This is a genomic window from Paraburkholderia sediminicola, assembly GCF_046026675.1.
Classification (GTDB): Bacteria; Pseudomonadota; Gammaproteobacteria; order Burkholderiales; family Burkholderiaceae; genus Paraburkholderia; species Paraburkholderia sediminicola_F.
In genome coordinates this window covers 2,080,068-2,103,298 of the sequence record NZ_JAQQEY010000002.1, presented here as the reverse complement: position 1 = coordinate 2,103,298, position 23,231 = coordinate 2,080,068, and the positions used below count along the sequence as shown (strand labels likewise).

General features: G+C 61.3%; 22 protein-coding genes and 1 riboswitch. Of the genes, 15 read left to right on the top strand and 7 right to left on the bottom strand.

What is annotated here, in order from left to right; all coding sequences use genetic code 11:
* Positions 1–21: 21 nt before the first annotated feature.
* Together PQQ86_RS29075 and PQQ86_RS29070 are read right to left on the bottom strand one after the other, a co-directional pair.
* Complete coding sequence (locus tag PQQ86_RS29075) at positions 22–783, bottom strand: GntR family transcriptional regulator (protein ID WP_408274868.1); 762 nt, start codon at positions 781–783, stop codon at positions 22–24.
* Complete coding sequence (locus PQQ86_RS29070) at positions 780–1,745, bottom strand: polysaccharide deacetylase family protein (RefSeq protein WP_408274866.1); 966 nt, start codon at positions 1,743–1,745, stop codon at positions 780–782. The genes PQQ86_RS29075 and PQQ86_RS29070 overlap by 4 nt, the downstream gene beginning before the upstream one ends.
* A gap of 316 nt (positions 1,746–2,061) precedes the next feature.
* Between PQQ86_RS29070 and PQQ86_RS29065 the strand changes: the two genes are divergently transcribed.
* The 5 genes from PQQ86_RS29065 (at position 2,062) to PQQ86_RS29045 (ending at position 8,491) form a co-directional block, all read left to right on the top strand.
* Positions 2,062–3,120: an ABC transporter ATP-binding protein gene (locus tag PQQ86_RS29065; RefSeq protein WP_408274864.1), complete on the top strand. Its 1,059-nt coding sequence runs from the start codon at positions 2,062–2,064 to the stop codon at positions 3,118–3,120.
* A gap of 152 nt (positions 3,121–3,272) precedes the next feature.
* Complete coding sequence (locus tag PQQ86_RS29060) at positions 3,273–4,568, top strand: ABC transporter substrate-binding protein (protein ID WP_054042307.1); 1,296 nt, start codon at positions 3,273–3,275, stop codon at positions 4,566–4,568.
* A 119-nt stretch (positions 4,569–4,687) separates the two neighbouring features.
* A complete protein-coding gene (locus PQQ86_RS29055) occupies positions 4,688–5,602 on the top strand; it encodes an ABC transporter permease (RefSeq protein WP_408274860.1) in 915 nt (304 codons plus the stop codon).
* A 2-nt stretch (positions 5,603–5,604) separates the two neighbouring features.
* Entirely contained in the window at positions 5,605–6,498 is an 894-nt protein-coding gene (locus tag PQQ86_RS29050; protein WP_408274857.1) for an ABC transporter permease, read from the top strand.
* 718 nt (positions 6,499–7,216) lie between these two features.
* Positions 7,217–8,491, top strand: coding sequence for an acyl-CoA dehydrogenase family protein (locus PQQ86_RS29045; protein WP_408274854.1), 1,275 nt, complete (start codon positions 7,217–7,219; stop codon positions 8,489–8,491).
* A 124-nt stretch (positions 8,492–8,615) separates the two neighbouring features.
* Here PQQ86_RS29045 and PQQ86_RS29040 read toward each other — a convergent pair whose 3' ends face one another.
* Positions 8,616–9,590: an aliphatic sulfonate ABC transporter substrate-binding protein gene (locus PQQ86_RS29040; protein WP_408274852.1), complete on the bottom strand. Its 975-nt coding sequence runs from the start codon at positions 9,588–9,590 to the stop codon at positions 8,616–8,618.
* 185 nt (positions 9,591–9,775) lie between these two features.
* Here PQQ86_RS29040 and PQQ86_RS29035 point away from each other — a divergent pair, with 185 nt between their 5' ends.
* The 5 genes from PQQ86_RS29035 (at position 9,776) to PQQ86_RS29015 (ending at position 14,444) form a co-directional block, all read left to right on the top strand.
* Positions 9,776–10,834 carry an LLM class flavin-dependent oxidoreductase gene (locus PQQ86_RS29035; RefSeq protein WP_408274850.1) on the top strand — a complete coding sequence of 353 codons (1,059 nt, stop codon included), beginning with the start codon at positions 9,776–9,778 and terminating at the stop codon, positions 10,832–10,834.
* 102 nt (positions 10,835–10,936) lie between these two features.
* Positions 10,937–11,455, top strand: coding sequence for an SLATT domain-containing protein (locus tag PQQ86_RS29030; RefSeq protein ID WP_408279389.1), 519 nt, complete (start codon positions 10,937–10,939; stop codon positions 11,453–11,455).
* 494 nt (positions 11,456–11,949) lie between these two features.
* Positions 11,950–12,720 carry a DUF4118 domain-containing protein gene (locus PQQ86_RS29025; protein WP_408274848.1) on the top strand — a complete coding sequence of 257 codons (771 nt, stop codon included), beginning with the start codon at positions 11,950–11,952 and terminating at the stop codon, positions 12,718–12,720.
* A 3-nt stretch (positions 12,721–12,723) separates the two neighbouring features.
* Positions 12,724–13,608: an alpha/beta hydrolase gene (locus PQQ86_RS29020; protein ID WP_408274845.1), complete on the top strand. Its 885-nt coding sequence runs from the start codon at positions 12,724–12,726 to the stop codon at positions 13,606–13,608.
* Complete coding sequence (locus PQQ86_RS29015; RefSeq protein WP_408274842.1) at positions 13,605–14,444, top strand: MipA/OmpV family protein; 840 nt, start codon at positions 13,605–13,607, stop codon at positions 14,442–14,444. The genes PQQ86_RS29020 and PQQ86_RS29015 overlap by 4 nt, the downstream gene beginning before the upstream one ends.
* Before the next feature lie 70 nt (positions 14,445–14,514).
* Here the strand turns inward: PQQ86_RS29015 and PQQ86_RS29010 are convergent, their stop codons facing one another.
* Complete coding sequence (locus PQQ86_RS29010; RefSeq protein WP_408279388.1) at positions 14,515–15,219, bottom strand: YceH family protein; 705 nt, start codon at positions 15,217–15,219, stop codon at positions 14,515–14,517.
* Positions 15,220–15,442: 223 nt separating this feature from the next.
* On the opposite strand from PQQ86_RS29010, the gene PQQ86_RS29005 reads away from it, so the two are divergent.
* Positions 15,443–16,015: a helix-turn-helix domain-containing protein gene (locus PQQ86_RS29005; protein WP_408274839.1), complete on the top strand. Its 573-nt coding sequence runs from the start codon at positions 15,443–15,445 to the stop codon at positions 16,013–16,015.
* A gap of 12 nt (positions 16,016–16,027) precedes the next feature.
* Complete coding sequence (locus PQQ86_RS29000) at positions 16,028–16,555, top strand: GNAT family N-acetyltransferase (protein WP_408274836.1); 528 nt, start codon at positions 16,028–16,030, stop codon at positions 16,553–16,555.
* A gap of 31 nt (positions 16,556–16,586) precedes the next feature.
* On the opposite strand, the gene PQQ86_RS28995 is transcribed toward PQQ86_RS29000, so the two are convergent.
* From PQQ86_RS28995 to PQQ86_RS28985, 3 genes are all read right to left on the bottom strand, one after another.
* A complete protein-coding gene (locus PQQ86_RS28995) occupies positions 16,587–17,219 on the bottom strand; it encodes a LysE family translocator (RefSeq protein WP_408274833.1) in 633 nt (210 codons plus the stop codon).
* Positions 17,220–17,458: 239 nt separating this feature from the next.
* The gene (locus PQQ86_RS28990; RefSeq protein ID WP_408274830.1) at positions 17,459–18,664 is read right to left on the bottom strand and encodes a M20 aminoacylase family protein; all 1,206 of its coding nucleotides are present in this window, start codon (positions 18,662–18,664) and stop codon (positions 17,459–17,461) included.
* Positions 18,665–18,765: 101 nt separating this feature from the next.
* The gene (locus PQQ86_RS28985; protein ID WP_408274828.1) at positions 18,766–20,124 is read right to left on the bottom strand and encodes an MFS transporter; all 1,359 of its coding nucleotides are present in this window, start codon (positions 20,122–20,124) and stop codon (positions 18,766–18,768) included.
* 180 nt (positions 20,125–20,304) lie between these two features.
* On the opposite strand from PQQ86_RS28985, the gene PQQ86_RS28980 reads away from it, so the two are divergent.
* The 3 genes from PQQ86_RS28980 to PQQ86_RS28970 all read left to right on the top strand — a co-directional run bounded on the left by PQQ86_RS28980 (position 20,305) and on the right by PQQ86_RS28970 (position 23,230).
* Positions 20,305–21,264, top strand: a complete 960-nt coding sequence (locus PQQ86_RS28980) for a LysR family transcriptional regulator (protein ID WP_408274825.1) — start codon at positions 20,305–20,307, stop codon at positions 21,262–21,264.
* 76 nt (positions 21,265–21,340) lie between these two features.
* A riboswitch (glycine riboswitch) is annotated at positions 21,341–21,434 on the top strand.
* Between the two features lie 174 nt (positions 21,435–21,608).
* A complete protein-coding gene (locus PQQ86_RS28975; RefSeq protein WP_408274822.1) occupies positions 21,609–22,820 on the top strand; it encodes a D-amino acid dehydrogenase in 1,212 nt (403 codons plus the stop codon).
* A gap of 188 nt (positions 22,821–23,008) precedes the next feature.
* Positions 23,009–23,230, top strand: a complete 222-nt coding sequence (locus tag PQQ86_RS28970) for a BON domain-containing protein (protein WP_408274819.1) — start codon at positions 23,009–23,011, stop codon at positions 23,228–23,230.
* Position 23,231: the final 1 nt, after the last annotated feature.

Below are 23,231 nucleotides of genomic sequence, written 5' to 3'. Positions count from 1 at the left end.
GCGTAGAGCGGTCGCGTGTCGTCACGTAGTCGCCCGCGCCGAAGCGTTGGCGTGGCCAGTAATGCCGAGTAGCTGGCCGAGGCTTTTCTCGCCGCGCATCCGCGAGGTTTCGATCCGCTCCTGGATATCGCGAAGATGCGCTTCCATGTGGGCCATTGCACCTGCTGCATCGCGTGCTTCGATGCAATCGACAATCGTCGCATGCTCCGCGTGTTCGCACGGCGCATGCCCCGGTGGCTCATACACGCCGACAATGAGCGAGCATCGCGAAACCAGTTCCTTCAGATAGTTCTGCAGGATCGAGTTGCCCGCGAGCGCGGCGATGCGCATATGAAAACCACTGGCGAGCGTGGCCCACGATGGCTGGTCGAAGCGATGCATCGCTTCGTGCTCGCTCGCCAGTTGCTCGCGCAAGTCCTTGATGTCCTGAGCGCTCGCGCGCTGTACGGCCAGCTCGACCAGCATGCGTTCAACGGAGCGCCTCGCCTCGAAGATCTCGCGCGTTTCCTCAGGCGTCGGCTCGGCGATCACGGCGCCCTTATTCGGCCGTAGCACCACGATGCCGTCGTAAGCGAGCTTTTCCAGCACGCGCCGCACGACTGCGCGGCCCACGCCGAACAGTTGGCACAACTCGGGCTCCGGCAACTTCGTGCCGGGCGTCAAACGATGGTTCAGCACGCCGTCGAAGATCGACTGATAGATGCGCGCGTCGACGTCCGCTTCTTCCTTGGGCGTTTTTCTGGCGGTGGCCGGGCCGGCTTTCGGGTTGGTGCTCGTGCTCATGCGACCTCCGGGCGCAGCACGCCGTCCCGCTCCAGTTCGTCCATGTGATGCGCGATTGCGCCCGGCGTCGTGATCCACGCATCGCCTTTCGCTCGTGCCGCGGCGATGTGTTCGAGCGCGCGGCGCAGATGCCGCAGTCGGTAAGGCTGCCCCACCAGATAAGGATGCAGCGCGATGCCCATCACGAGCGCCTGCGGCTGCGTGCCGCGATTCGCCTGTTCGAGCATCTCGTCGAACTGATCGACGATCATGTCGGCAAACGCGCGGCCGTCCATATGGCGACCTACCATCATCGGCAGATCGTTGAGTTCCTGTGGATAGGGAATCGACCATAACGGCCCGCTGCGTGTGGCCATGCGTACCGGACGATCGTCGTGACACCAGTTCAGCGTATAGCGATAACCGGTCTCGGCCAACAGGTCGGGCGTCAGGTGCGATTCGGAGATCCACGGTGAAAGCCAGCCCTGCGGCGGCGTGCCGGACGCTTCGGCGATACGTTCGCGGCAATGCAGAAGCAGCTCGCGTTCCCCATTTTCGTCGAGGTCGCTTTGCCGATGTGCATTAGTGTGCCCATGGCCGATCAGTTCGTCGCCGCGCGCCACACAGGCCGCGATCAACTCCGGGCAATGGTCGTAGAGCGCTGTATTGATGAGCGTGCCCGCAGGCATTTCCAACTGGTCGAACAGTTCGATACAGCGCCAGGCACCCACGCGGTTGCCGTACTCACGCCAGCTGTGGTTCAGCACATCCGGTTGCGGCGAAATCGGGCCAAGCGCGGCGCCGAGTCCCTCGCCGAACGCAAAGTGCTCGATGTTGAAACCGAGGTAGACCGCTAGCCCGCTATCGCCTGGCCAGCGAAACGTGTCGCTGTCCGTGATCGGGCGATACGCAAAGCGGCCATGAGTAGCGATCGATTGATGGGCGCGATTCTCTGGTGCGGGCATGTTCCGTGTGTCGTTCATGTAAAGAAGCCGTGAGTGACGAAAAGCGACGCGTGGCGCCCCGCATGAACCGAGTTGGCCGGATCATGCCCCGGGACGGACCGAAGACGCACCGCGATTGCGCAAAAGAAACGCTTTGATCGCTGACGATCGACGCTACGGATCGTTTGCAATATGTGAGCCAACTCGTCGACGTTAAGCACACCGGCGCGTTTGCAATCCGCGACCATCACGAATCGACGGATGGCACATGTCTTGCATTTGGATGGCTTCATCGAGGCATCGCGTGTGGTTTAGCGTGCGTCAGCACTTCGCCGTTCACGAGGACATCCACTCCATGATTCAGCCTGCTTCAACGGTACTCGAAACCACAGCCGCCGATATCGAACTGGTGCACGTGTCGAAGCAGTACGGCGACTCGCTTGCCGTCGACGCCATCGATCTGCGCATCGCCGGCGGTCAGTACTGCTGCCTGCTCGGGCCTTCGGGATGCGGCAAGACGTCAACCCTGCGCATGATCGCCGGGCATGAATCGGTCACCGAGGGTGACATTCTGATCGCGGGACGCAATGTCACGCGGGAAGAACCCGCTGCCCGCGGCACGGCAATGGTGTTTCAGAACTACGCGCTGTTCCCGCATCTGAGCGCGCTCGATAACGTCGCGTTCAGCCTGAAGATGCGCGGCATCGCGAAGGATGTGCGCCGCAAGCGTGCCGGCGAGCTGCTGGAGCTGGTTGCGATGTCCGCGTATGCCGAACGCAAACCGGCACAACTGTCGGGCGGCCAGCAGCAACGTGTGGCGCTCGCCCGGGCGTTGCTGAATCAACCGGGATGTTTATTGCTCGACGAGCCGCTGTCCGCGCTCGACCCCTTCCTGCGCGTGCAGATGCGTGCAGAACTCAAGCGCTGGCAGAAAGAACTCGGTATCACGTTCGTGCACGTCACGCACTCGCAGGAAGAAGCGATGGCGCTTGCCGATCTCGTAGTCGTGATGAGCCACGGGCGCATCGAACAAAGTGGCACACCGCACGAAGTCTTCAACCGTCCACGTACTGAATTTGTCGCGCGTTTTCTCGGTGGTCACAACGTATTCAATACGAACGGCCGCTCGTTTACCGTGCGTGCCGATCATCTGCGAGTGGTGCCGCACGGCGTGACGCCCGTCCAGACGGCAACCGGTGAGAGTGGCCTGACGCGGATTGGCGGCGTGCCCTGCAAAGTACGCGAAGCGGAGTACCAGGGCACCCATTTACGCATGACACTCGATCCGCTCGACGGCTCGCCAGAACTGATTTCGCTCGTAAGCGACGGCGATTACGACCCGGCGCGGCTCGGCCCCGACGCGCGTGTGGTGGTCTGGTGGAACGAGCAGGACGCGCATCCGCTTGCGGCCTGAGCGGGTGCGCGATTGTGTTCTGCCTTGCGCGACATGGCGGCGCAAAGAACGCCTCTGAACGAGTAGTGTGAACGGGGCTTCAACTGAACGACAAACAGGCGCTGATCGAACATCAAGCGCAGATCAAACGAACGTCAACTGAGGAGAAGGCAATGAGTGAAGCGAACGAGAGCCCGGCAGCGGCCGCATCCGATCTGAAGGAAAAGGGCCTGTCGCGCCGCACGTTCATCAAGGGCGCTGTGGCGGCGGCCGGCATTGCCGGTTTTCCGTACGTGCATGCGCAGGAGAAGATCACGTTGCGCTACCTCGGCACGGCGGTGAATCAGAGCGCCGACATCGCGAAGAAATTCAAGGAAGACACAGGCATCGACATTCAATACGTGCCGGTGACGACTGACGACGTGGCCAAGCGCATCATCACCCAACCCAACTCGTTCGACATCGTCGACACCGAATACTTTGCGCTCAAGAAACTGATTCCGGCCGGTACGCTCGCGGGCATGGACGCGAAACGCATCAAGCTCGCCGACAAGATCACGCCGGTGCTGACGCGCGGTGAAGTGAACGGCAAGAAAATCGGCGATCAGGGCACCGCACCGAAGAAGGTGATGTTTCTGACAGGCCCGCGTTCCACCGAGTTCTCAGCGACGCCGACCGAATGGATGACATTGATCCCGACCACATACAACGCGGACACGCTCGGCATTCGTCCCGACCTTATCAAGCGCCCAATCGACAGCTGGGCCGAACTGCTCAATCCGCAATTCAAGGGCAAGGCGGCACTGTTGAACATTCCGGCGATCGGCATCATGGATTCGGCAATGGCGATCGAGGCGATGGGCCACGTGAAGTACGGCGACAAAGGCAACATGACCAAGGCCGAAATCGACCAGACCATCAAGATCCTGATCGAAGCCAAGCGCGCCGGCCAGTTCCGCGCGTTCTGGAAGGACTTCAACGAAAGCGTGAACCTGATGGCGTCGGGCGAGGTGGTGATCCAGTCGATGTGGTCGCCGGCCGTGACCAAGGTGCGCACCATGGGTGTCGCCTGCAAGTTCCAGCCGCTCAAGGAAGGCTATCGCTCGTGGGCGTCAGGTTTCGGCTTTCCGCGCTCGCTGCAAGGCAAGAAGCTCGACGCTGCGTATGAGTTCGTCAACTGGTTCCAGGACGGATGGGCCGGCGCCTACCTGATGCGTCAGGGCTACTACTCCGGTGTGCTCGAGACGGCGAAAACGCACATGCAACCTTATGAATGGGACTACTGGATCGAAGGCAAAGCTGCCGCGCAGGACATCAAGGCACCTGATGGCCAGTTGCTCGAAAAAGCCGGCACCGTGCGCGACGGTGGTTCGTACAACCAGCGCATGGGGGCGATTGCCTGCTGGAATGCGGTGATGGACGAGAACATCTACATGGTTCAGAAGTGGAACGAGTTCATCGCGGCCTGAATGTAACTTGAGCGTGGCTTGAGCGACTGAATCGCATGCCGGACTGCCGGTGCATGACATGCCGGCAGTTCTTCGATGACGCGGTCATGCCGCAAAAGTACTTCCACTGACATCCGCCCATGGCAACGATCGACCTTCCCTCTGACACGCAGGATGAGCCCGTCAAACACCGGCGCGCGCCGGCATGGCTGCAGGCGACACCGCTTTCGCTCACGTTCTTGCTGTTTTTCATCGTGCCGTTGATCATCACGTTGATCGTCAGTTTCTGGGACTTCAACGAATACCAGATCATCCCGGCCTTCACGCTGAAAAACTACGCGGCGATTTTCAACGGCTGTTCGTCGATGACGGACGTCTGCGTGACGTTAAAAACGTACTGGTCGACGCTCAAGTTCTGCGCGATCGTATGGACCGTGACCTTGCTGCTGGGTTTTTCGATCGCTTACTTTCTCGCGTTCCACGTGCGCACGACGAGCATGCAGACAATCCTGTTCCTCGTCTGCACGATTCCCTTCTGGACGTCGAACGTGATCCGCATGATCTCGTGGATGCCATTGCTCGGCCGTAACGGGCTCGTCAATCAGGCACTGCTGGGCGCGCATCTGATCGACCAGCCGCTCGAATGGCTGCTGTATTCGAACTTCTCGGTCGTGCTGGCGTTCGTGCACCTCTACACGTTCTTCATGATCGTGCCGATTTTCAACGCGATGATGCGGATCGACCGCTCTTTGCTCGAAGCGGCGCGCGATGCCGGCGCGAGCGGCTGGCAAGTGATTCGCGACGTGGTGTTGCCACTGTCGAAGACCGGCATCGTGATCGGCTCGATCTTCGTGATCACGATCGTGATGGGCGATTTCCTGACCGTCGGCGTAATGGGCGGCCAGCAGATCGCATCGGTCGGCAAGATCATCCAGGTGCAAACCGGCTACCTGCAATTTCCCGCGGCGGCGGCCAACGCGATCATTCTGCTGGCCGTCGTGTTGATGATCGTGTGGGGCTTGACGCGGGTAGTCGACATCCGCAAGGAGCTGTGAAGATGCAGGCCATTCGCCTCAAACATCGGGAGCGTCGGCCGGCCAGCTTTTACTGGCTCGCGCTGCTGTTCGGCTTGTTCGTGCTGTTCCTGTATGGACCGGTCATTACGATTTTCATTCTTTCGTTTCAGGGACCCGAGGGCGGGCTGACGTTTCCGATGCGCGGCGTGTCGTTGCACTGGTTTGCCGCGCTGCGTGACGGCGTCGGCGACGTCGATATCTGGGGTGCATTTGGGCGATCAGTGCGGCTCGCGCTGGCTGTAACGGTGTTGACCGTGCTGTTCTCAGTGGCGGCGGGATTGGCTTTTCGCCGGCGGTTTTGCGGCGACACGGCCGTCTTTTACGTGTCGGTTGCCAGTCTGATCATGCCATCCATTATCGTTTCGCTTGGGATCGGGTTGACGTTCCGGTTGCTCGATAACGGTGTGAAGTATCTTGCTTCCGCGTGGGGGTATCAGTCGTTTGCGGACACCTATACGACGTCGATGGGTTTGTTCACGTCGGCGCTGGGTGCGCATTTGACGTGGACGCTGCCGTTCGGCTTGCTCGTGATGTTTGCTGTGTTCAACCGCTTCAACCCTGCTTATGAGGAAGCTTCGCGGGATCTTGGCGCCACCCCATGGCAAAGCTTCCGGCATGTTGTCTTGCCGATCATCGGACCTTCGGTTGTCGGCGTGGCGATGTTTGGCTTCACCCTTTCATGGGATGAGATTGCGCGTACCTCGCAGGCGATTGGAGATCAGAATACCTTGCCGCTCGAATTGCAGGGGCTTACCACGTCGGTGACGACGCCTGTGATTTATGCACTTGGGACGATGACGACGGTTTTGTCGCTTACGGTTATGGTTTTGTGTTTGCTCGCGGTGCGGGGGTTGGGGCGTCGGCGGGTGAAGTAAAGTTTTTGCCTGCTCGGCGGTTGATTTTCTGTTTGCCTGAGGTTTGGGGCTTTCCTTGTTCTGGGTTTGGTGCCTTTCCTTGAATTGTTAGTGGTCTATTAGCGTTGCCCCTGTGCGGGGCGGCACCTACTTTTCTTTGCATGCCGCAAAGAAAAGTAGGCAAAAGAAAGCGGCTCAAACCGCTAATACTAAGTGGGCCCCGTGGTCTGCAACGGGTAGTGGTGCATCTGGAATCCGTGTTCTCGCACATTCGGCGTTAGTGACAAAGGACTCATCAGCTCCCACTCCGCACTGCGTGCGTCGCGGACGGGTCTGCATGGGAAACCAGAGGCTTCGTTTGCCGCGGCGGAGGCCATCGGCTTCGCCTCGGCGACGCGCTTCTGCGCTCACCTGGAACCCCCACTTCGAATCATATGTCGGTGTACTGCAATCACCCGTCCCGGTCCCGGTCTCGATTCGAACAGTCCCGGTCACATTCACAGTTGCGGTAGGCGGTTGCGGTTGCCGTTCTAATCACAATCGCGGTGGTGGTGCAGTGACGAGGTGCGGTTAAGGAAAGACCAACGCCCTAAGCGCACAGACAAACAAGCGCCGCGCAGGCAAAAAAGCCATTTCACTACCCGTTCTAAGAATCAACCAAATACTTGGTTGCTCGCCCCCGTCCCCTCCCGTACCGTTCTCAGATTGCGCTCGGCGCCCGGCCCGCTATGGAGAACACATGCCAACATCTGAACCGCACTCGCCCTCAAATCCCACCACCGCAGACGCAGCAGACCCGTTCGGCGACGACGAACTAACCCAACGCTTCGCACCCGTATTCGCCCGCATCGCCGAAGGTGCCGTGGAACGCGAACAGAATCGGGAACTGGCCTACGCGCCGGTGGAATGGCTTCGCGAAGCCGGCTACACCAAACTGCGCGTACCCAAGCGCTTCGGCGGCGAAGGCATCTCGCTGAAAGCGTTCTTTGCGTTAGTCACGCGTCTCGGCGAAGCAGACTCGAACCTTCCGCAAATCCTGCGCGTGCACGGTGGGTTTATTGAATCGCTGCTGGAAAACGGCGATGAATCGTTGCGTGACCGATGGTTCACGCGTATCGCACAAGGTCAGATTATCGGCGGCGCCGTTTCGGAACGCACCGGCGTGACCAACAACAGCGTACGTCTCACCCAAACCGACGGCGCGTGGCATCTCGACGGCGAGAAGTACTACACCACGGGCACGCTCTACGCTGACTGGGTCGACGTTACCGCGCACGACGGCGAAAGCGACGTCCGCGTACTCGTCAAAACCGATACGCCGGGCCTCGCCCGCATCGACGATTGGGATGGTTTCGGGCAGCGGCTGACCGGTAGCGGTACGGCACGTTTCGATCACGTGCCGGTCTCGCTCGACAATCTGTACCGCCGGTATAACGCCGCCGAGCCACGCCGTAACAGTCTGCTTACTGCGTACTATCAGGCGCTTCATGTCGCGAACCTGGCCGGTATCAGTCGCGCGGCGCTACGCGATGCGGTGGCGTTCACGCAGGGTAAAACGCGGACTTTCGGCATTCCGGGTGAATCGAACCCGCGTGACAATCCGTTGGTGCATCGAGTAGTCGGCCGGCTCGCGAGCCTTGCTTACTCGACGCAGAGCATCAGCGCTTCGCTAGCCAGCGCAATCGATGAAGTGTCGGTCGCGCGGCAGGACGGCCGCACAGACGAACAGACCTATGTGCGCCTCGATATCCAGACTTTCCAGGCGCAGCAGATTGTTATCGAACAAACCTTGCAAGCGGCGACGTTGTTGTTCGAAGTGGGCGGTGCATCGGCAACCAGCGAGACGCGTCGCTTCGATCGCTACTGGCGCAACGCGCGTGTGCTGGCGTCGCATAATCCGGCAATCATCCGTGAAGCCGCTATCGGTGATTTCTATCTGAATGGGACGGCACACAAGGAAAGGTTCGGTGTGGCGCGGAATCCGGAAGTCTCCGGGGCGATTGCCCAGCTGTAGAAAGTATCAGGTCGGTGCCCGCCTAGGTCGCGGCGCCCGCCCGGTCCGCTAAAAACTCTAAGGCCGCTCACGCGGCCTTAGAACTTGGAATCCGGGTTGATGCTGGATGCAGCGGCTCCCCGGATCACTTCGCCGAGGGCGTCCAGATACGGATATCCGTCGCTTTCAAAGTGGCGGGAATCAGCCCTGCCGCGCGATACGTGTCGGCGATGCGCTGCTGCTCGGCCAATTGATCGCGTTTTACCGGCACGATGTCGTAGCTGCGGCGGCTATTGGCCAACTCGACAGTCGGCCCAGGAATATTGCCCCACACCGGGCCGAGAATCTGTGCGGCTTCCTGGGGATGCGCCTTGACCCACTTGCCCGTCGTGTTCAATTCGTCGAATACGACGCGCAGCACATCCGGATGCTTATCCGCGAAGGCGGTTGTCGCCGTGTAAAAGCGGTTGTATTGAGCGACGCCGCCGCTGCCGTCCGCGATCACGCGAACATGCGCCTCACGCTGCTGGGCCGCGAGGAACGGGTCCCAGATGGCCCATGCATCGATGTTGCCGCCGCGGAACGCGGCGAGCGCGTCGGGCGCCTCCAGATAGCGCACCTGTATATCGTTGATCGTCAGACGCGCTTTTGCCAACGCGCTCAGCAACAGGAAGTTGCAGCCCGATCCTTTGGACACCGCGACGCGTTTGCCCTTCAGGTCCGCCACCGAATGAATCGGCGAATCCGGCGGCACGATGATCGCCTGGGCGGTCGGCGCAGAGGTCTCTTCGGCGTAGTAGGTCAGCGGTGCATTGGCGGCCTGCGTAAAGAGCGCAAAGGCATCCGCCACATCCGCATGCAGATCGACGCTGCCGGCGTTGAGCGACTGCAGCAGGCCCGTTGAGAACTCGTGCCAGCTCACGTCATAGCCGAGCGCGTTGAGCTTCTTCTCGAGGGCGCCCGTTCGCTTCAACAGGATGAACAGCGTCGAGGAACGCTGGTAGCTGATCGACACCGTTTCGTTGGCATATGCCACGTCGGTCGACAGCACGCCGCCGATCAACGTCAGGCATACGCAGAGGCGTCGCAGGCTTCGGGAGCCAGAGAAAGCGAGGGGCATCGATCGAGATCCATGTGATGTGAGTATGCGGAATCGCTGAATATATAAAAGAACGACACACGGCCAAAGACTGATTTCATCGATCGATATGGGTAGAAATTGGAACGCACGACGGCGGCATCGCTCATCATTCGAAGTTTGATGCGAGTTGAAGCGCACGCTTTCACCGTGGAGATTTCTGCGTTATGTCGACACTCCCTCCCCGCTTCGGTATCTGGGCGCTGGTTCACGGCAGCCGCGCCGCGCTGCAGGACCCCGATGAACCGTACGACGCATCGTGGGCGCGCAACAAAGCCCTCGTTCTCGAAGCCGAGCGGCTTGGCTACGACTCTGTGCTGGTCGCGCAACATACGATCAATCCGCACAATCCCGACTTCGATCAGCTCGAAGCGTGGACCGCGTCGGCCGCGCTCGCGGCGCTGACCGAGCGCATCGAGATCATCGCCGCCATCAAGCCGTATCTGTATCACCCGGTGGTGTTGGCAAAGATGGCGCAGCAGATCGAACACATCAGTGGCGGGCGCTTCGCGATCAATCTCGTCAACGCGTGGAATCGTCCTGAGCTGGAGCGCGCCGGTATCGGCTTCGCGGAGCACGACGCCCGCTATGCCTACGGGCGCGAGTGGATCACGGTGGTGGATTCGTTACTACGCGGCGCGCGTACGCGTTTTCGCGGCGAGCATTTTAATGTGGATGACTATCTATTGCGCCCAGCGGATCCGTTTCGCAGCCGTCCGCGCATCTATGTGGGCGGCGAATCGGAACCGGCGCGGGAACTGGTCGCCGACAAGGGCGACGTGTGGTTCATCAACGGCCAGCCACTGGACGCCGTCAAAGCGTTGATCGCGGATGTCTCCGACCGCGAGCGCCCCGAGCCGCACGAGCCGTTGCGTTTTGGTTTGTCGGCCTTCGTCATCGCTCGCGAATCCGGCGAGGCTGCCGACCGGCACCTCGCCCATCTGTTCGCACTGGCGGCAAAAGATGCTCCGCTCCGTGAGCAACAGAAATCGAACATCGACCCCAAGGCGGTGATGTTCCAGACCTTCGCGCAAACGCCGCGCGTGGGGTCGAACGGCGGCACGGCGGCTGGACTGGTCGGCAGCTATGACACGGTCGCGCAGGGGATCGCCGCTTTTCATCGTGCGGGGATCGAGTTGTTCATGTTGCAATTCCAGCCGTTCGAGACTGACATGCGCATTTTTGCCGAAGAAGTGATTCCACGGGTACGTCGCCTGCTCGGCTGATCCGGGCGGCGTCCGTGGCCTTCAGCGCGTCGCACTCATGTGGCACAGTATCGTCAAACGCATGCGCTACGCTTGCGATACTGGACAGCCCCGATGAGCGAGATGAAGAACCTGACTGCGTACGAGCCCCCGGTCGACGAAGACCAGCTTCTGCTGAAGTGGATCCGTCGTGCGCGTGAATCCCAGATGAGTCATTACGACATGGCCGACCTGTTATCGGCGCGGGACCGCAGCGTTGGCTGGCTGGTCACCGCATTAACCGCGTTCGTGGGGACGGCCGTGTTTGCATCGCTGAGTTCGAGCGCTGTCTCGCCGGCGCTCAGGATCTTCGTGGGCTTCGTGAGCGTTGCGGCAGCGGTTTCAGCCGCGCTGCAAACCTTCCTCAGATACGCGGAGCGTGCGGAAAAGCATCGCGCGGCGGGGGCCCGCTATGGCGCTGTGCGGCGCAGGCTGGAAGCGATCTTCGCAGGTGACGCCGACGCACGCGATGGCCACTATCTCACCGCGATCCGCGACGAACTCGACCGGCTCGCAGAAGATTCACCCAACGTGCCGCCGCGTATTTTCTATCGCACCCAGCGAACCCTATCCGCCGAACCGCGACGAAGCCGCGATGCGTGAGCGCCTCCCACTCGCCTGAAAGCACCGGCAAGGCCCTGTTTCAAGCGGCCCAGTTGGCTGTAGTTGTCGAAGAATGCGGTGTCGTCGTAAATGTTCTGTGCCATTTGTAAATGGCATTAACTTCAATTGAAGCGACGTAGCCGCTGATGTATATGCGCGGAACCCGCAGCACATCATTTCCCCATGCAGTTTTCGATTGCAGAGACCGGCCACCATTCCTTGTGAGGCGCCTCACAGGCCATATGGGCCGCGCCTCGCGGCCCTTAAGCGTCACTTAAGGACATTGCCCGCACAATGCGCGCTGGTGAGAATACCCCTATGCGCAGGCGTGTTTTTCCACCACACATTCGAAACACGATATTCCCCTCAGCCTTCCGGTATTTACGTCTTACCGGGCCTTTCCGTCCGCCTGATTATGGTATCGTCCGACCTGCGCTTAAAAGCGCATTGCCACACTCAATCGGGAAGCGCAATCGCTCCCTAAAAAAAAGATTATGGAAGTCCAAAACGCCCGTCGTTGGGCACCACGGGGAACCCGCGTCTGGCTCACCGCGGCCGCCGCATTGGCGATCGCGAGCGGAGTACGCCTGTTGCTCCATCCGCTGCTGGGACCGATCATGCCGGGGACCGCGTTTTGTATCGCGGCGGCCCTGGTCGAATACTTTTGCGGGTTGGCTCCGGCGCTAAGCGTCATGGTGCTCGGCCTGGGTATCGCCGACTATCTGTTCGTGCCGCCCTACGCCACCATCGCTGTATTCGATCGCGCGGACGTGGTCCTGCTGATCTCGTATCCGTTGGTAACACTGATTGTCATCGTGCTGATCGAACGCCTGCGTCGCTCGCAGTTTCGTGCCGAACTGATCGCATCGGTTGCGCAATCGCGCTATGAAATGCTGTTGCGTCACGATAACGAACGCATGCTGGCGCGCCGCGGCGTCGACGAAACGCACCGGCTGCTGCGCCACCTGTCCCATCACCACAGAACGTTCATTTTCATTCAGGCGCTCGAGCGCAACGCGCTACAGCCGGGCAACGACGTCAAGCCGCAAGGCATGCTGCCGCGCCTGCCCAACGAGATCGCACCAGGCCCGCGCTTTGCCGATGTCGATCCCGACGACATCCAGCGGCTCAGCAAGGCGCTGTGGCCCGGCAGCCATCGCGTGCACCTGAAAAGCGGCGATGGTCCGTCGAAGCTGACCGAGTGCATGTGCGAACGGTTCACCACCCATGCCGGCGAGTTTCTCGTCCTACGGATCGGAGCCTGATCCATGAGTCAACCGACGAGTCTCTTCTTACCGGGCGACGATCATGCCGTGCTGATGTTGCACGGCCTGTCGAGTTCGCCGCTTGAATTGCGTTTTCTCGCCCGCTTTCTGAACGCCGAGGGCTTCACCACCTGCGCGCCCATCCTGCCAGGCTACAGCGCCGGCTCGGAAGAAGAGGCAATGGAGGCATGGCTCGACGCCGCCGTGCGTGAGTACGACGCTTTGGCTGAGCGCTTTGCCCGCGTCTCGATCTGCGGGCTATCGATCGGCGCGGCCCTGGCACTGGCACTCGCGCATCGCCGTCCAGGGGCGCAGTCGCTCGTGTTGCTGTCGCTGACGCTCTCGTACGACGGCTGGGCGATCCCCTGGTATCGTTTCCTGCTCAACTGGGCGTACTTCACGCCAATGCGCAAACGCTGGCGCTACCGCGAGGAAACGCCGTTCGGCCTGCGCAACGAAGCGCTTCGAGCAAAGATCGCCCGCGCAATGCAACGCAGCGACTTCAGCGAAGTCGGGCCGTCGACGATTTCATTGCCGGCATTGCACCAGGCGAGCCGCCTCGCCGCGAGCGTGCGCACGCAGGTACGCGACATCAAGACCGATTGCCTGATTGTCCACGCGATCGACGACGAGACGTCGAGCCCGCGCAATGCCCGTTTTGTCGCCGCGAATATCGGCGCTGCCTTCTTACGCACAATCTGGTTGGATGATTCGTATCACATGATTACGTCGGACAACGAGCGCGAAATCGTCGCGCGCGAAACCGCCCTATTCCTGCGCGAAAGCGAAGCCGTCCATAGCGGCGACGACGGCAAACAACAGGTTGTCTCGAAGGCTTTGGCGCGACGCCTCAGGCAACTCGCGGCGCTTGGCAAGGAGCGCGTATGACGGCGGATACCACGCTGAGGTTCGGCAAATCCGCACGCATGTCGCTGCTGCTCGCCGCTGCGCTCGGCCTTTGCGCTGCGCGCGCTGCCTACGCGGACGATGCAAGTCCGACCGCGACGACAGACGCCAGCACCGGCGCGGCCACCGACAGCAAATGGAAAATCGGCGTAGGCCCTGGCGTGGTGATTACGCCCAAGTACCCGGGGTCCCGTCAGTTGAGCGTATTCCCGTTCCCTGCGCTGGACATCTCATACGACGACCGGATTTTCTCGCAAGGTCCGGACGTGCTCGGCGTGAACGTGCTGCGCGGTCCTGCCTATCACGTGGGCGCTGCATTGAGTTTCGATTTCCAGATGCGCAAGGAGTCAGACGATCCGCGCCTGCATGGACTTGGCAATGTGAATGGCGGGCCGAAACTGAAGCTCTTCGCCGACTACACGTGGTGGGCGTTTACCGGGTCGGTGGCCTTGTACCAGGATATCGCCGGACATCATCAGGGGACGACGGTCAGCACGGATTTCGTGGCGTCCGCGCCGGTTGGCGGCTGGTTGTTCTCGGTGGGACCTGGTTTCACCTGGGCGAATGGCACTTATACGCGGACGTTTTTCGGCGTGTCCGGGCAGCAAAGCGCGGCGTCAGGTTTGCCCACGTACAGCACCAGTGCAGGCGTGCGCGACGTCCATATGAACGCCCAGGTGACTTACGATTTTTCGAAGCACTGGAATGGGTCGGTTTCCGCGACATTCGGGCGACTGGAGCACGATGCAGCGAATAGCCCGATTACCGAAAAAAGATTCGAACTCAATACACTCGCTTCGGTGAACTACAAGTTCTAGTTTCAGGTTTCTCGCGCGCCTGGACGCTCCCACGCTCGCAGCGTGCGAAAGACCAGGCGCCAGTCGCGTTTCAATCCCCCGTACCCAGCTCTTCAACTTCAATCCCCAACTCCGCAGCCATGCGCCGCACCACGATCTGAAGCCGGCTCAGCTCGTCGGCGAGCCGCTTCTGTTCAGCTTTGACCGCCTCGAACGCCGACAGCGGCACGACCTCGTCGTCTCCGCCCGGCTGGGCAAGATCGCTTGCGCTGACTTCGCCGCATAGCAGATGCACCCAGCGATTTTCGCGCTCGCCCGGCGTGCGGGCCAGCTTTGCCACCCGCGGCGGATCGTTGGCAGCCAGTTCGTCGAGAAACGCCTCGACCGACGAGATGTCAGCAAATCCATGCAGGCGCGCGCTGTTCAAGCGCAACTCGGCCGCGGTCTGCGGACCGCGCAACAGTAGCGTGGTCAGTAATGCAGCCGACTGGCTTGGCAAGCCCAACACCCGATTCATGTTGTGCTCGAAACGCGGTACTCGGCTACTGCTACCCTCCATCACCAGGCTCAACCGCTTCAATCCGTCGACGGCGGTCAGCACCTCGGCTTCGGTCGCATTCATCACGGGTGCGCGGCCGGTCTTCTGATTGCAGCCCAAAGTCAGCGCGTTCAGCGAAAGCGGATAACTGTCCGGCACAGTGTGCTGTTTTTCGACGAGCACGCTAAGCACGCGCCCTTCAAGCAAGGTCAAAGCGCGGATGGAGGGACGGGAAACAGCGTCGGGAGTTGAGTTCATAGAAGATGTCGCGGCATGCGCCGCCGGGTCTCGTGGATGGTGTGCCTTACCGTTGCACAGCCGGGCGGCAGGTTTTAGTTTGTGGCCACTATGATAAACGGCCCGGCCGCTCGCAGTGTACGAATCTCCGCAATGGCGAAGCGTGCCCGGAACGCGTTCGCATCCGAGCCGGCGCATTTTTGTTTCGTTGACGAATTCCCATATTCGAGATAATTTCCCGAATATGGAAAACACGCTCACCGACGACAATGCCATCGACCGCCGCATCGCCCAGCGTTTGCGCGGATTACGCGCCGAGCGCAACTGGTCGCTCGACGATCTCGCCAAGCTGAGCAACGTCAGCCGCGCCACCCTCTCGCGCCTCGAGAACGCCGCTGTGAGCCCCACCGCGAGCGTGCTGGGCAAGCTCTGCGTTGCCTACGGCTTGCCGATGTCGCGTCTCATGCACATGGTTGAAGAAGACTTCGCGCCGCTTGTGTCACGCGATACGCAGTCGGTCTGGATCGATCCGAGCGTCGGCTTCCGGCGCCGCTCCGTGTCGCCACCCGCCCAGGCGCTGAGCGGCGAGGCGCTGGAGTGCGAGCTCGATGCAGGTGTGCGCATCACCTACGACGCGTCGCCGCGGGCCGGCCTCGAACATCATCTGATCCTGCTTGAAGGGCAATTGCAGATCACCGTCGACGGCCGAAGTCACGATCTGCAACCCGGCGACTGTCTACGCTATCAGCTGTTCGGTCCCAGTGCTTTCGTCACGCCCTCGCATAGCGCGGCGCGCTACATCCTCTTCATCGTCTGAGTTCGAGCCACCATGAACGCGACCACCATCACGACCTTTTCCGCCGACGACCTCGTTCACCATCTGCGCGAACTCGGCGCGCTGCTGCGTGCCTGCGTGCATGACGGTGCGAGCGTCGGCTTTGTGATGCCGTATAGCGTCGAGGAGAGTGAGGCGTTCTGGAGCGGCAAGGTGCTGCCGTCGCTGCGTGCGGACGCGCTGGTGCTGTTCGTCGCTCGACATGGCGAATCGATCGCCGGCACCGTGCAACTGGATTACGACACGATGCCGAACCAGCGTCATCGCGCCGAGGTGCGCAAGCTGCTGGTCCACCCAGGGTTTCGCCGCCAGGGCATTGCCAAAGCGCTGATGGCGGAACTGGAACGCCGTGCGCACCAGTTGCAGCGCAGCCTGCTGACGCTCGATACGCGCACCGGCGACAAGGCCGAGCCACTCTATGCCGCGCTCGGTTATCAGACGGCTGGTGTGATCCCGCAGTTTTGCCGCGACACGCTGGAGGAGCGGCTTGATTCAACCACCATCATGTACAAGACGCTGTGAGCGTGACGCAGGCGAGTCTGCATCGCGTGGCTCAACGGCGCGAATCGAGCGCGATCCGCACGGCCAGACCGGCGAGCACGGTGCCCATCAGCCAGCGTTGTATCTGCAGCCAGACCGGCCGCCCCGCGAGAAACCCGGCGATCGAACCTGCCATGGTCGCAATCAACGCGTTGATCGTGACGGAGACGACGATTTGCACGCAACCCAGCGCGATCGACTGCGTGAGCACGCTGCCGTGCTCCGGTGAAATAAATTGAGGCAGCAGCGACAGATACATCACCGCGATCTTCGGATTCGCGAGGTTCGTGACGAGCCCCATGGTGAACAGTTTGCGGCGGCTGTCGTGCGGCAGGTCGCGCACCTGGAACGGCGAGCGGCCGCCCGGCTTGACCGCCTGCCACGCCAGATACAGCAGGTAGAGCGCGCCGCCGAAACGCAGCGCGTCGTACGCATAGGGCACCGTCAACAGCAGTGCGGTGATACCGAACGCCGCGCAAAACATGTAGAACACAAAGCCGAGCGCGACGCCACCGAGCGACACGAGCCCGGCGCGCCATCCCTGGCAGAGCGATCGAGAGATCAGATAGATCATGTTCGGGCCAGGTGTGAGCACCATGCCGAGCGAGATCAGGGCAAAGGCGAGCAGCGTTGTGGCAGCGGGCACGGCGTTCTCCTGTGGGAATTGAAGTCGGGCAATGCCGCCAAATATAGCCGATGCTACCGGTTCAAGCCTTTAATCCCACATGAAGAGTCCGGATAGGCGGTTGAAAGGCGCTCGTCGCACGGAGGATTGCACATGTGCGTGCGACCGCTGCGTCGCTTGTTGAGAGTCGCGATTGACTGGCAACGCGCGCCGTGCTCCGGATCACGGCGCGCGATTTACCGCGCTACTGCCAGGTGAAGTCAGCCGAGGTACGCTTCCACGAGCTTGACCCAATAGCTCGCGCCAAGACTGATGATGCGGTCGTTAAAGTCGTATTTCGGGTTGTGCACCATGCAACCGCCCCACTCGCCCACGCCGTTGCCGATCACCACATAGCAGCCCGGCACCACATCGGACATCCATGCGAAGTCTTCGCTGCCCATCATGCCTTTGGTGTCGGTCAGCACGTTCGCGGCGCCGACCAGATCGGTCAGCACATTACGCGCAAGCGTGGTCGGCGCTTCGGCATTGACCACCACCGGCACGAGCCGTTTGTAGTCGATCGAGGCTTCCACGCCGAAGCATTGCGCCTGCAGCGTGACGATTTCATGCACGCGCTTTTCGATCCGCTCGCGCATCTCGGGGTTGGTCGAGCGCATGTTCAGCAAGAGCTTCACCGTCTCGGGGATCACGTTGTGGGTCGCGCCCGCGTGAATTCCGCCGATGCTCACCACGCCCACTTCAGAGGCCGGCAGATTGCGCGAGACGATGGTCTGCAACGCCATGATCAACGAGCCGGCCGCGACGATCGGGTCTCGCGCTCTGTCGGGCATCGCGCCGTGGCCACCTACGCCCGTCAGTGTGACCGTGGCGACGTCCGAGGCTGCGGTCACGCCGCCCGTCTTGACCACGACCTGGCCGACCGGAATGCCAGGCCCGTTGTGCAGCGCGTAGACCGCATCGCATGGAAAGCGCTCGAACAGGCCCTCTTCGATCATGCGGCGCGCGCCGCACAGGTTTTCTTCGTCGGGCTGGAAGATCAGGTTGAGCGTGCCGTTGAAGCCTCGGCTCGTCGCCAGATGTTTGGCGGCGGCGAGCAGGATCGCGGTGTGGCCGTCGTGTCCGCAGGCGTGCATCTTGCCCGGAATCCGGCTCGCGTACGGCAGATGCGTCTGCTCGTGAATCGGCAAAGCGTCCATGTCCGCGCGAATGCCGATCTTGCGTGTCCCGTTGCCCAGTTTCAGCTGCCCGACCACGCCCGTGCCGCCGATGCCGGTATGCACTTCATAGCCCCACTCCTTCAGCAAACGTGCAACCAGTTCAGCGGTGTTGACGACGTCGAACCCCGTCTCCGGATGGGCGTGGATCTGGCGGCGCAGATCGACGAAGGTCTGTTCGTCGGCGACGACGTCCGCAATAAGTCCCGTCGACTGCAGATCCGTCTCAACGATTTGTACTTCAGACATGCGATGTTCTCCTGTTGGTTCTCTTGATTCTGTGGGGCCTGCCAGTCATTCCGGGCGATCAATTGCGCTGCTTCGATTGATCGAAATCTCCAGCCGTGCGTTTAGTCGGCGCGGTGCTCTTTCAAAGCCGCCAGTGCGCCAAGAGACACCGCGCTGCACGTGACCATGTACCAGGCCGGCGACATGGGGTTGCCGGTCGTGCTGATCAGCCATGTGACGATGAATTGCGCGAAGCCGCCGAATACAGACACGCCGATGCTGTACACCACCGACAAGCCCGTGGCCCGCACATGCTTAGGAAAGCCTTCCATCAAAATCAGAAAGCCCGAACTGGAACCGAGCGCGAGACAGCCGACCAGCGCGGCGATCACCGTCAGCGCGACGCCGAGTTGCGCGGTGTGGTTGAGCAGCCAGAACGCCGGATAGATCAACACGGCGCCGAGCAGCGTGGCGCCGACGACTAGCGGCTTGCGACGCGGCAGACGGTCCGACAGCAGACCGGCGAGCGGCGAACCGATCAGCAATACCGCGCCGGCCACGCAGCCCGACAGGAACGCGGTGCCCGGTGGCATATGCAATACGCGGATCAAATAGGTCGGCATGTAGAAGACGACGATGTACATCGATGCCGTGCCGCCGACGATCATCAGAATGCCGACGCATACTTGCCGCCCATGACGTGCCATCACCTCACGAAACGCACTGCTTTCGCGCGACGTCACCTGATGCGTTTCATGCAGCGTACGGCGGATATAGAGGCCGACCGGCCCGATCAGCAGACCGCACAGGAACGGGATGCGCCAGCCCCAGCTTTCCAGATCGGCGGGCGCGAGGAAATGCGACAGCAGAAAACCGCTCAGCGCGCCGACCAGCGCCGCCGCACCCTGGCTCGCCAGTTGCCAACTGACCAGAAAGCCGCGCGTGGACGGTACGCCCGACTCCATCAACAACGTGGTCGACGCGCCGATCTCACCGCCTGCCGAGAAGCCTTGCAGCAAGCGTCCGATCACGATCAGGAGCGGCGCGAACAGGCCGATCTGCGCGTAGGTGGGCGCAAGGCCGATCAATGCCGTGCCGAGTGCCATCAGCGCGATGGTCAGGGTCATTGCGGCCTTGCGGCCTGCCCGATCCGCGTAATTGCCGATCAGGATGCCGCCCAGCGGCCGCATGACGAAGCCGATTCCGAAGGTGGCGACCGCCATTAGTAGCGAGCCGAAGGCCGTATGCGACGGGAAAAACAGCTTGCCGATCAGCACCGCGAAGAAACTGTAAATCGTGAAGTCGAACATCTCCAGGCCGTTGCCCAGCGTGGTCGCGGCGATCAGCGCGAACTTCGAGGCGCGCGGCTGAGCCGACGTCTGAGCGGACAATTGTGTGGGCAATCGGGTGAGCCCCTGAACCGGCCCCTGGGGCACCGCGTCGACTGGCGCGGGTTGCAGCGAGGTGTGCAGATTTGCCATGAGAATTCCGATGATTCCGGTGGAAGGGACTGCGTCGCCTGGCGAGCCGACGTCAACCGAACAGTGAGGTCGTCAATTTCCGAGCGCAAATCGTTTGTTTTTATAGCCATCACTTTTATTTATCCCCACACTGGAGGCTGCCGCGGCACACAGCCGAGGCGCCATCCAGTGGATTCGACGATGAAACTTCACCAATTGCGCTCGTTGATCGCCGTCGCGGAGAACGGCAGCATCCACGAGGCGTCGCGCGCGCTGCATGTCACGCAGCCTGCAGTGAGCAAGGCGCTGTCCGATCTGGAGGCGGAACTCGGCGCGCCGATGTTCGTGCGCTCAGCCAAGGGCACGCAGCTCACGCCGTACGGGCAAAGCCTGATTCGCCATGCGCGTGCAATCGAACAGGAACTGCGCCACGCACACGAGGACATTTCCACGCTGCTCGGCATCGCGCGCGGCACCGTGACGGTGGGCGTTACGCCGGTAACGTCTGCCGGGCCGTTTGCTGAGGCGTTGCGGGAGTTTTCGCGCGTTTATCCGCAAGTCACCCTGAACGTGTTCGAGTTGCGTCCGGCGCAGATCCAGGAGGGTCTCGCGGACGGCTCAATCGATTTCGGCCTTGTCTCGCGCATCGGTCAGCCGACCGACACGCGTTTTTACTGGGAGACGCTCTACACGATCGCCACCACGTTGGGTGTGCGCACCGACCATCCGCTGCGCGGCACGCATTCTCTGCGGGCGCTCGTTCAGGCAGCGTGGCTCAGCTGGGATGCGCTCGACGATTCGACGAGCCTGATCGGCACGCTGTTCGGCAGCCAGGACGTAGCGCCGCCGAAAAATGTGCTGCGTTGCACGTCGACGTCGCTCTACCTTGAGATGGCCAGCACTACCGACCGCATCAGCCTGTGGTCGGAATTGCCGTTCCATATGACGCCGTACAAGAAACTGCTGCGTAAGATCGGTTTGACCGAGCCGCTGCCGGACATGACGATCGGGTTGATCTGCCGCGATATCGAACTGACCACCACCGTCGCTGCGACGTTGATCGAGATGATCCGCACCGCCTGCACCGAATTCGCCGGGGTGTACCTGCGCGCCGGGGCGACGCCGGGGCGGCGGGCATTGGCGCCGAAGGAGCCGCCGTGAACATGGCTAATTGCGCACGGCATCGCAGGAAACACTTGCGGTGAAATTTATTGCCCGGTATCGTCGAGCCGTTCTGCAATGCAGCGCGGGAGAGATCGTCAGAGGATTGTGACGACGCCGACGGAGCAACCGCCCCGGAAACTCTCAGGCAAAAGGACCGCGCAGCTGGAACATCTGGAGAGCGGCGCCGTGCGCGCCCACCGAAGGGGATTCCCTGCATACCGCTTGCATCGCGAGCGTAGGCTCACGGGAAGAAACTCTCAGGTACATGGACAGATGGGGCATCGACGCCGGTTTCGACACGAAATCGACACCGGTGATGCTCAACTACTCTGGACCATGTCATGTCACGAATCGCCATTATCGGCGCCGGCATTACCGGCGTCACGACTGCTCACGCCCTTGCGCAACGCGGCCACCACGTCACCGTGTTCGAACGTCATCGCTATGCGGCGATGGAGACCTCGTTCGCCAACGGCGGCCAACTGTCCGCCAGCAATGCCGAAGTCTGGAACAGCGCGGCCACGGTGCTCAAGGGCTTGCGCTGGATGCTCACGCGCGACGCCCCGCTGCTGCTCAATCCGATGCCCACGTGGCACAAGTATTCGTGGATGGGCGAATTTTTGCGGCAGATTCCGCACTACCGTGCGAACACCGTCGAAACGGTGCGGCTCGCGATTGCGGCGCGCGAGCATCTGTTTTCGATTGCCGAGCGCGAAGGGATCGACTTCGATCTGGAGCGGCGCGGCATTTTGCACATCTACAAGACGCGCAAGGAGTTCGATGCGGCTAGCAAGGTGAATGAATTGCTGCGCGAAGGCGGGCTGGAGCGGAATCCGGTGACGTCGGGCGAGTTGCACGCGATCGAGCCCACGCTGCATGGTGATTTCTTTGGTGGTTTTTTTACGCCATCGGATTCGACTGGCGATATTCACAAATTCACTCGCGGGTTGGCCGAGGCTTGCGTGCGCCATGGTGTGGAATTTCACTACGACGCGGAGATTACTTCGATCGAGCAGCCGGCCGAGGGGCGGTTCTCGTTGAGGGTCAATCTGGAAGATGAGTCGCAACAGTTTGCTTTCGAGCGGATCGTGGTGTGCGCCGGTGTGAAGAGCCGCGACTTCGCGGCGATGCTTGGCGATCACGTGAACGTCTACCCGGTTAAGGGTTATTCGATCACCGTATGTCTCGATGATGAAGTGAGTCAGCAGAACGCGCCGTGGGTAAGTTTGCTCGACGACAGCGCGAAGATCGTGACGAGCCGGCTTGGCGTGGATCGGTTCCGGGTCGCCGGCACTGCGGAGATCAATGGGTTCAATCGGGATATCCGGTCGGATCGGATTGCGCCTCTGGTCGACTGGACTCGACAGTATTTTCCTGAAGTGTCGACTTCGAAGGTGATTCCGTGGGCGGGGTTGCGGCCCATGCTGCCGAGTATGTTGCCGAAGGTTGGGCGCGGGAAACGGCGCGGCGTTTTCTACAACACCGGGCATGGACATTTGGGGTGGACGTTGTCGGCGGCTACGGCGCAGGTTTTGGCGGGTTCTATTCAATAGGGCCTGTTTGCGTGCGCGGCGCTCAATGCCATACTTCCGGCGGCGCTGCGCGCGCCGTCGCAGTGGTTCCATTGGACACGCCGACAAAGGAAAAATCGGCCACATCTGCTAGTGTTGTCCAATCAGCACCTACTCTCGAGGGAATGTCCATGACCAGATCCCGCTCCGTCAGGCGCAGCAACCCAGCCATGCGCCTCACTGATGAACAGATCGCCGCAGAAGCGAGGAGGCGTCTGGCATGGGATGCAGCCGTTCCCCCAAACACCCTGCAAGTCAAAGTCTCACACGGACGCATCACCCTGCTCGGCGTACTTCAGCACGACCAGCAACACGCCGCCGCGCTCGAAGATGTCTCCCGCCTCTTCGGCGTCACCGGCGTCTCCGATCACGCCACCATCAAAGCGACATAAC

Coding starts and splice junctions, on each gene's coding strand:
- PQQ86_RS29060 (WP_054042307.1), top strand. CDS start 3,273: ATGAGTGAAGCGAACGAGAGCCCGGCAGCGGCCGCATCCGATCTGAAG.
- PQQ86_RS29045 (WP_408274854.1), top strand. CDS start 7,217: ATGCCAACATCTGAACCGCACTCGCCCTCAAATCCCACCACCGCAGAC.
- PQQ86_RS28970 (WP_408274819.1), top strand. CDS start 23,009: ATGCGCCTCACTGATGAACAGATCGCCGCAGAAGCGAGGAGGCGTCTG.
- PQQ86_RS29020 (WP_408274845.1), top strand. CDS start 12,724: ATGAGTCAACCGACGAGTCTCTTCTTACCGGGCGACGATCATGCCGTG.
- PQQ86_RS29040 (WP_408274852.1), bottom strand. CDS start 9,590: ATGCCCCTCGCTTTCTCTGGCTCCCGAAGCCTGCGACGCCTCTGCGTA.
- PQQ86_RS29050 (WP_408274857.1), top strand. CDS start 5,605: ATGCAGGCCATTCGCCTCAAACATCGGGAGCGTCGGCCGGCCAGCTTT.
- PQQ86_RS29000 (WP_408274836.1), top strand. CDS start 16,028: ATGAACGCGACCACCATCACGACCTTTTCCGCCGACGACCTCGTTCAC.
- PQQ86_RS28985 (WP_408274828.1), bottom strand. CDS start 20,124: ATGGCAAATCTGCACACCTCGCTGCAACCCGCGCCAGTCGACGCGGTG.
- PQQ86_RS29015 (WP_408274842.1), top strand. CDS start 13,605: ATGACGGCGGATACCACGCTGAGGTTCGGCAAATCCGCACGCATGTCG.
- PQQ86_RS29005 (WP_408274839.1), top strand. CDS start 15,443: ATGGAAAACACGCTCACCGACGACAATGCCATCGACCGCCGCATCGCC.
- PQQ86_RS29010 (WP_408279388.1), bottom strand. CDS start 15,219: ATGAACTCAACTCCCGACGCTGTTTCCCGTCCCTCCATCCGCGCTTTG.
- PQQ86_RS29065 (WP_408274864.1), top strand. CDS start 2,062: ATGATTCAGCCTGCTTCAACGGTACTCGAAACCACAGCCGCCGATATC.
- PQQ86_RS28980 (WP_408274825.1), top strand. CDS start 20,305: ATGAAACTTCACCAATTGCGCTCGTTGATCGCCGTCGCGGAGAACGGC.
- PQQ86_RS28990 (WP_408274830.1), bottom strand. CDS start 18,664: ATGTCTGAAGTACAAATCGTTGAGACGGATCTGCAGTCGACGGGACTT.
- PQQ86_RS29030 (WP_408279389.1), top strand. CDS start 10,937: ATGAAGAACCTGACTGCGTACGAGCCCCCGGTCGACGAAGACCAGCTT.
- PQQ86_RS29055 (WP_408274860.1), top strand. CDS start 4,688: ATGGCAACGATCGACCTTCCCTCTGACACGCAGGATGAGCCCGTCAAA.
- PQQ86_RS28975 (WP_408274822.1), top strand. CDS start 21,609: ATGTCACGAATCGCCATTATCGGCGCCGGCATTACCGGCGTCACGACT.
- PQQ86_RS29025 (WP_408274848.1), top strand. CDS start 11,950: ATGGAAGTCCAAAACGCCCGTCGTTGGGCACCACGGGGAACCCGCGTC.
- PQQ86_RS29075 (WP_408274868.1), bottom strand. CDS start 783: ATGAGCACGAGCACCAACCCGAAAGCCGGCCCGGCCACCGCCAGAAAA.
- PQQ86_RS29035 (WP_408274850.1), top strand. CDS start 9,776: ATGTCGACACTCCCTCCCCGCTTCGGTATCTGGGCGCTGGTTCACGGC.
- PQQ86_RS29070 (WP_408274866.1), bottom strand. CDS start 1,745: ATGAACGACACACGGAACATGCCCGCACCAGAGAATCGCGCCCATCAA.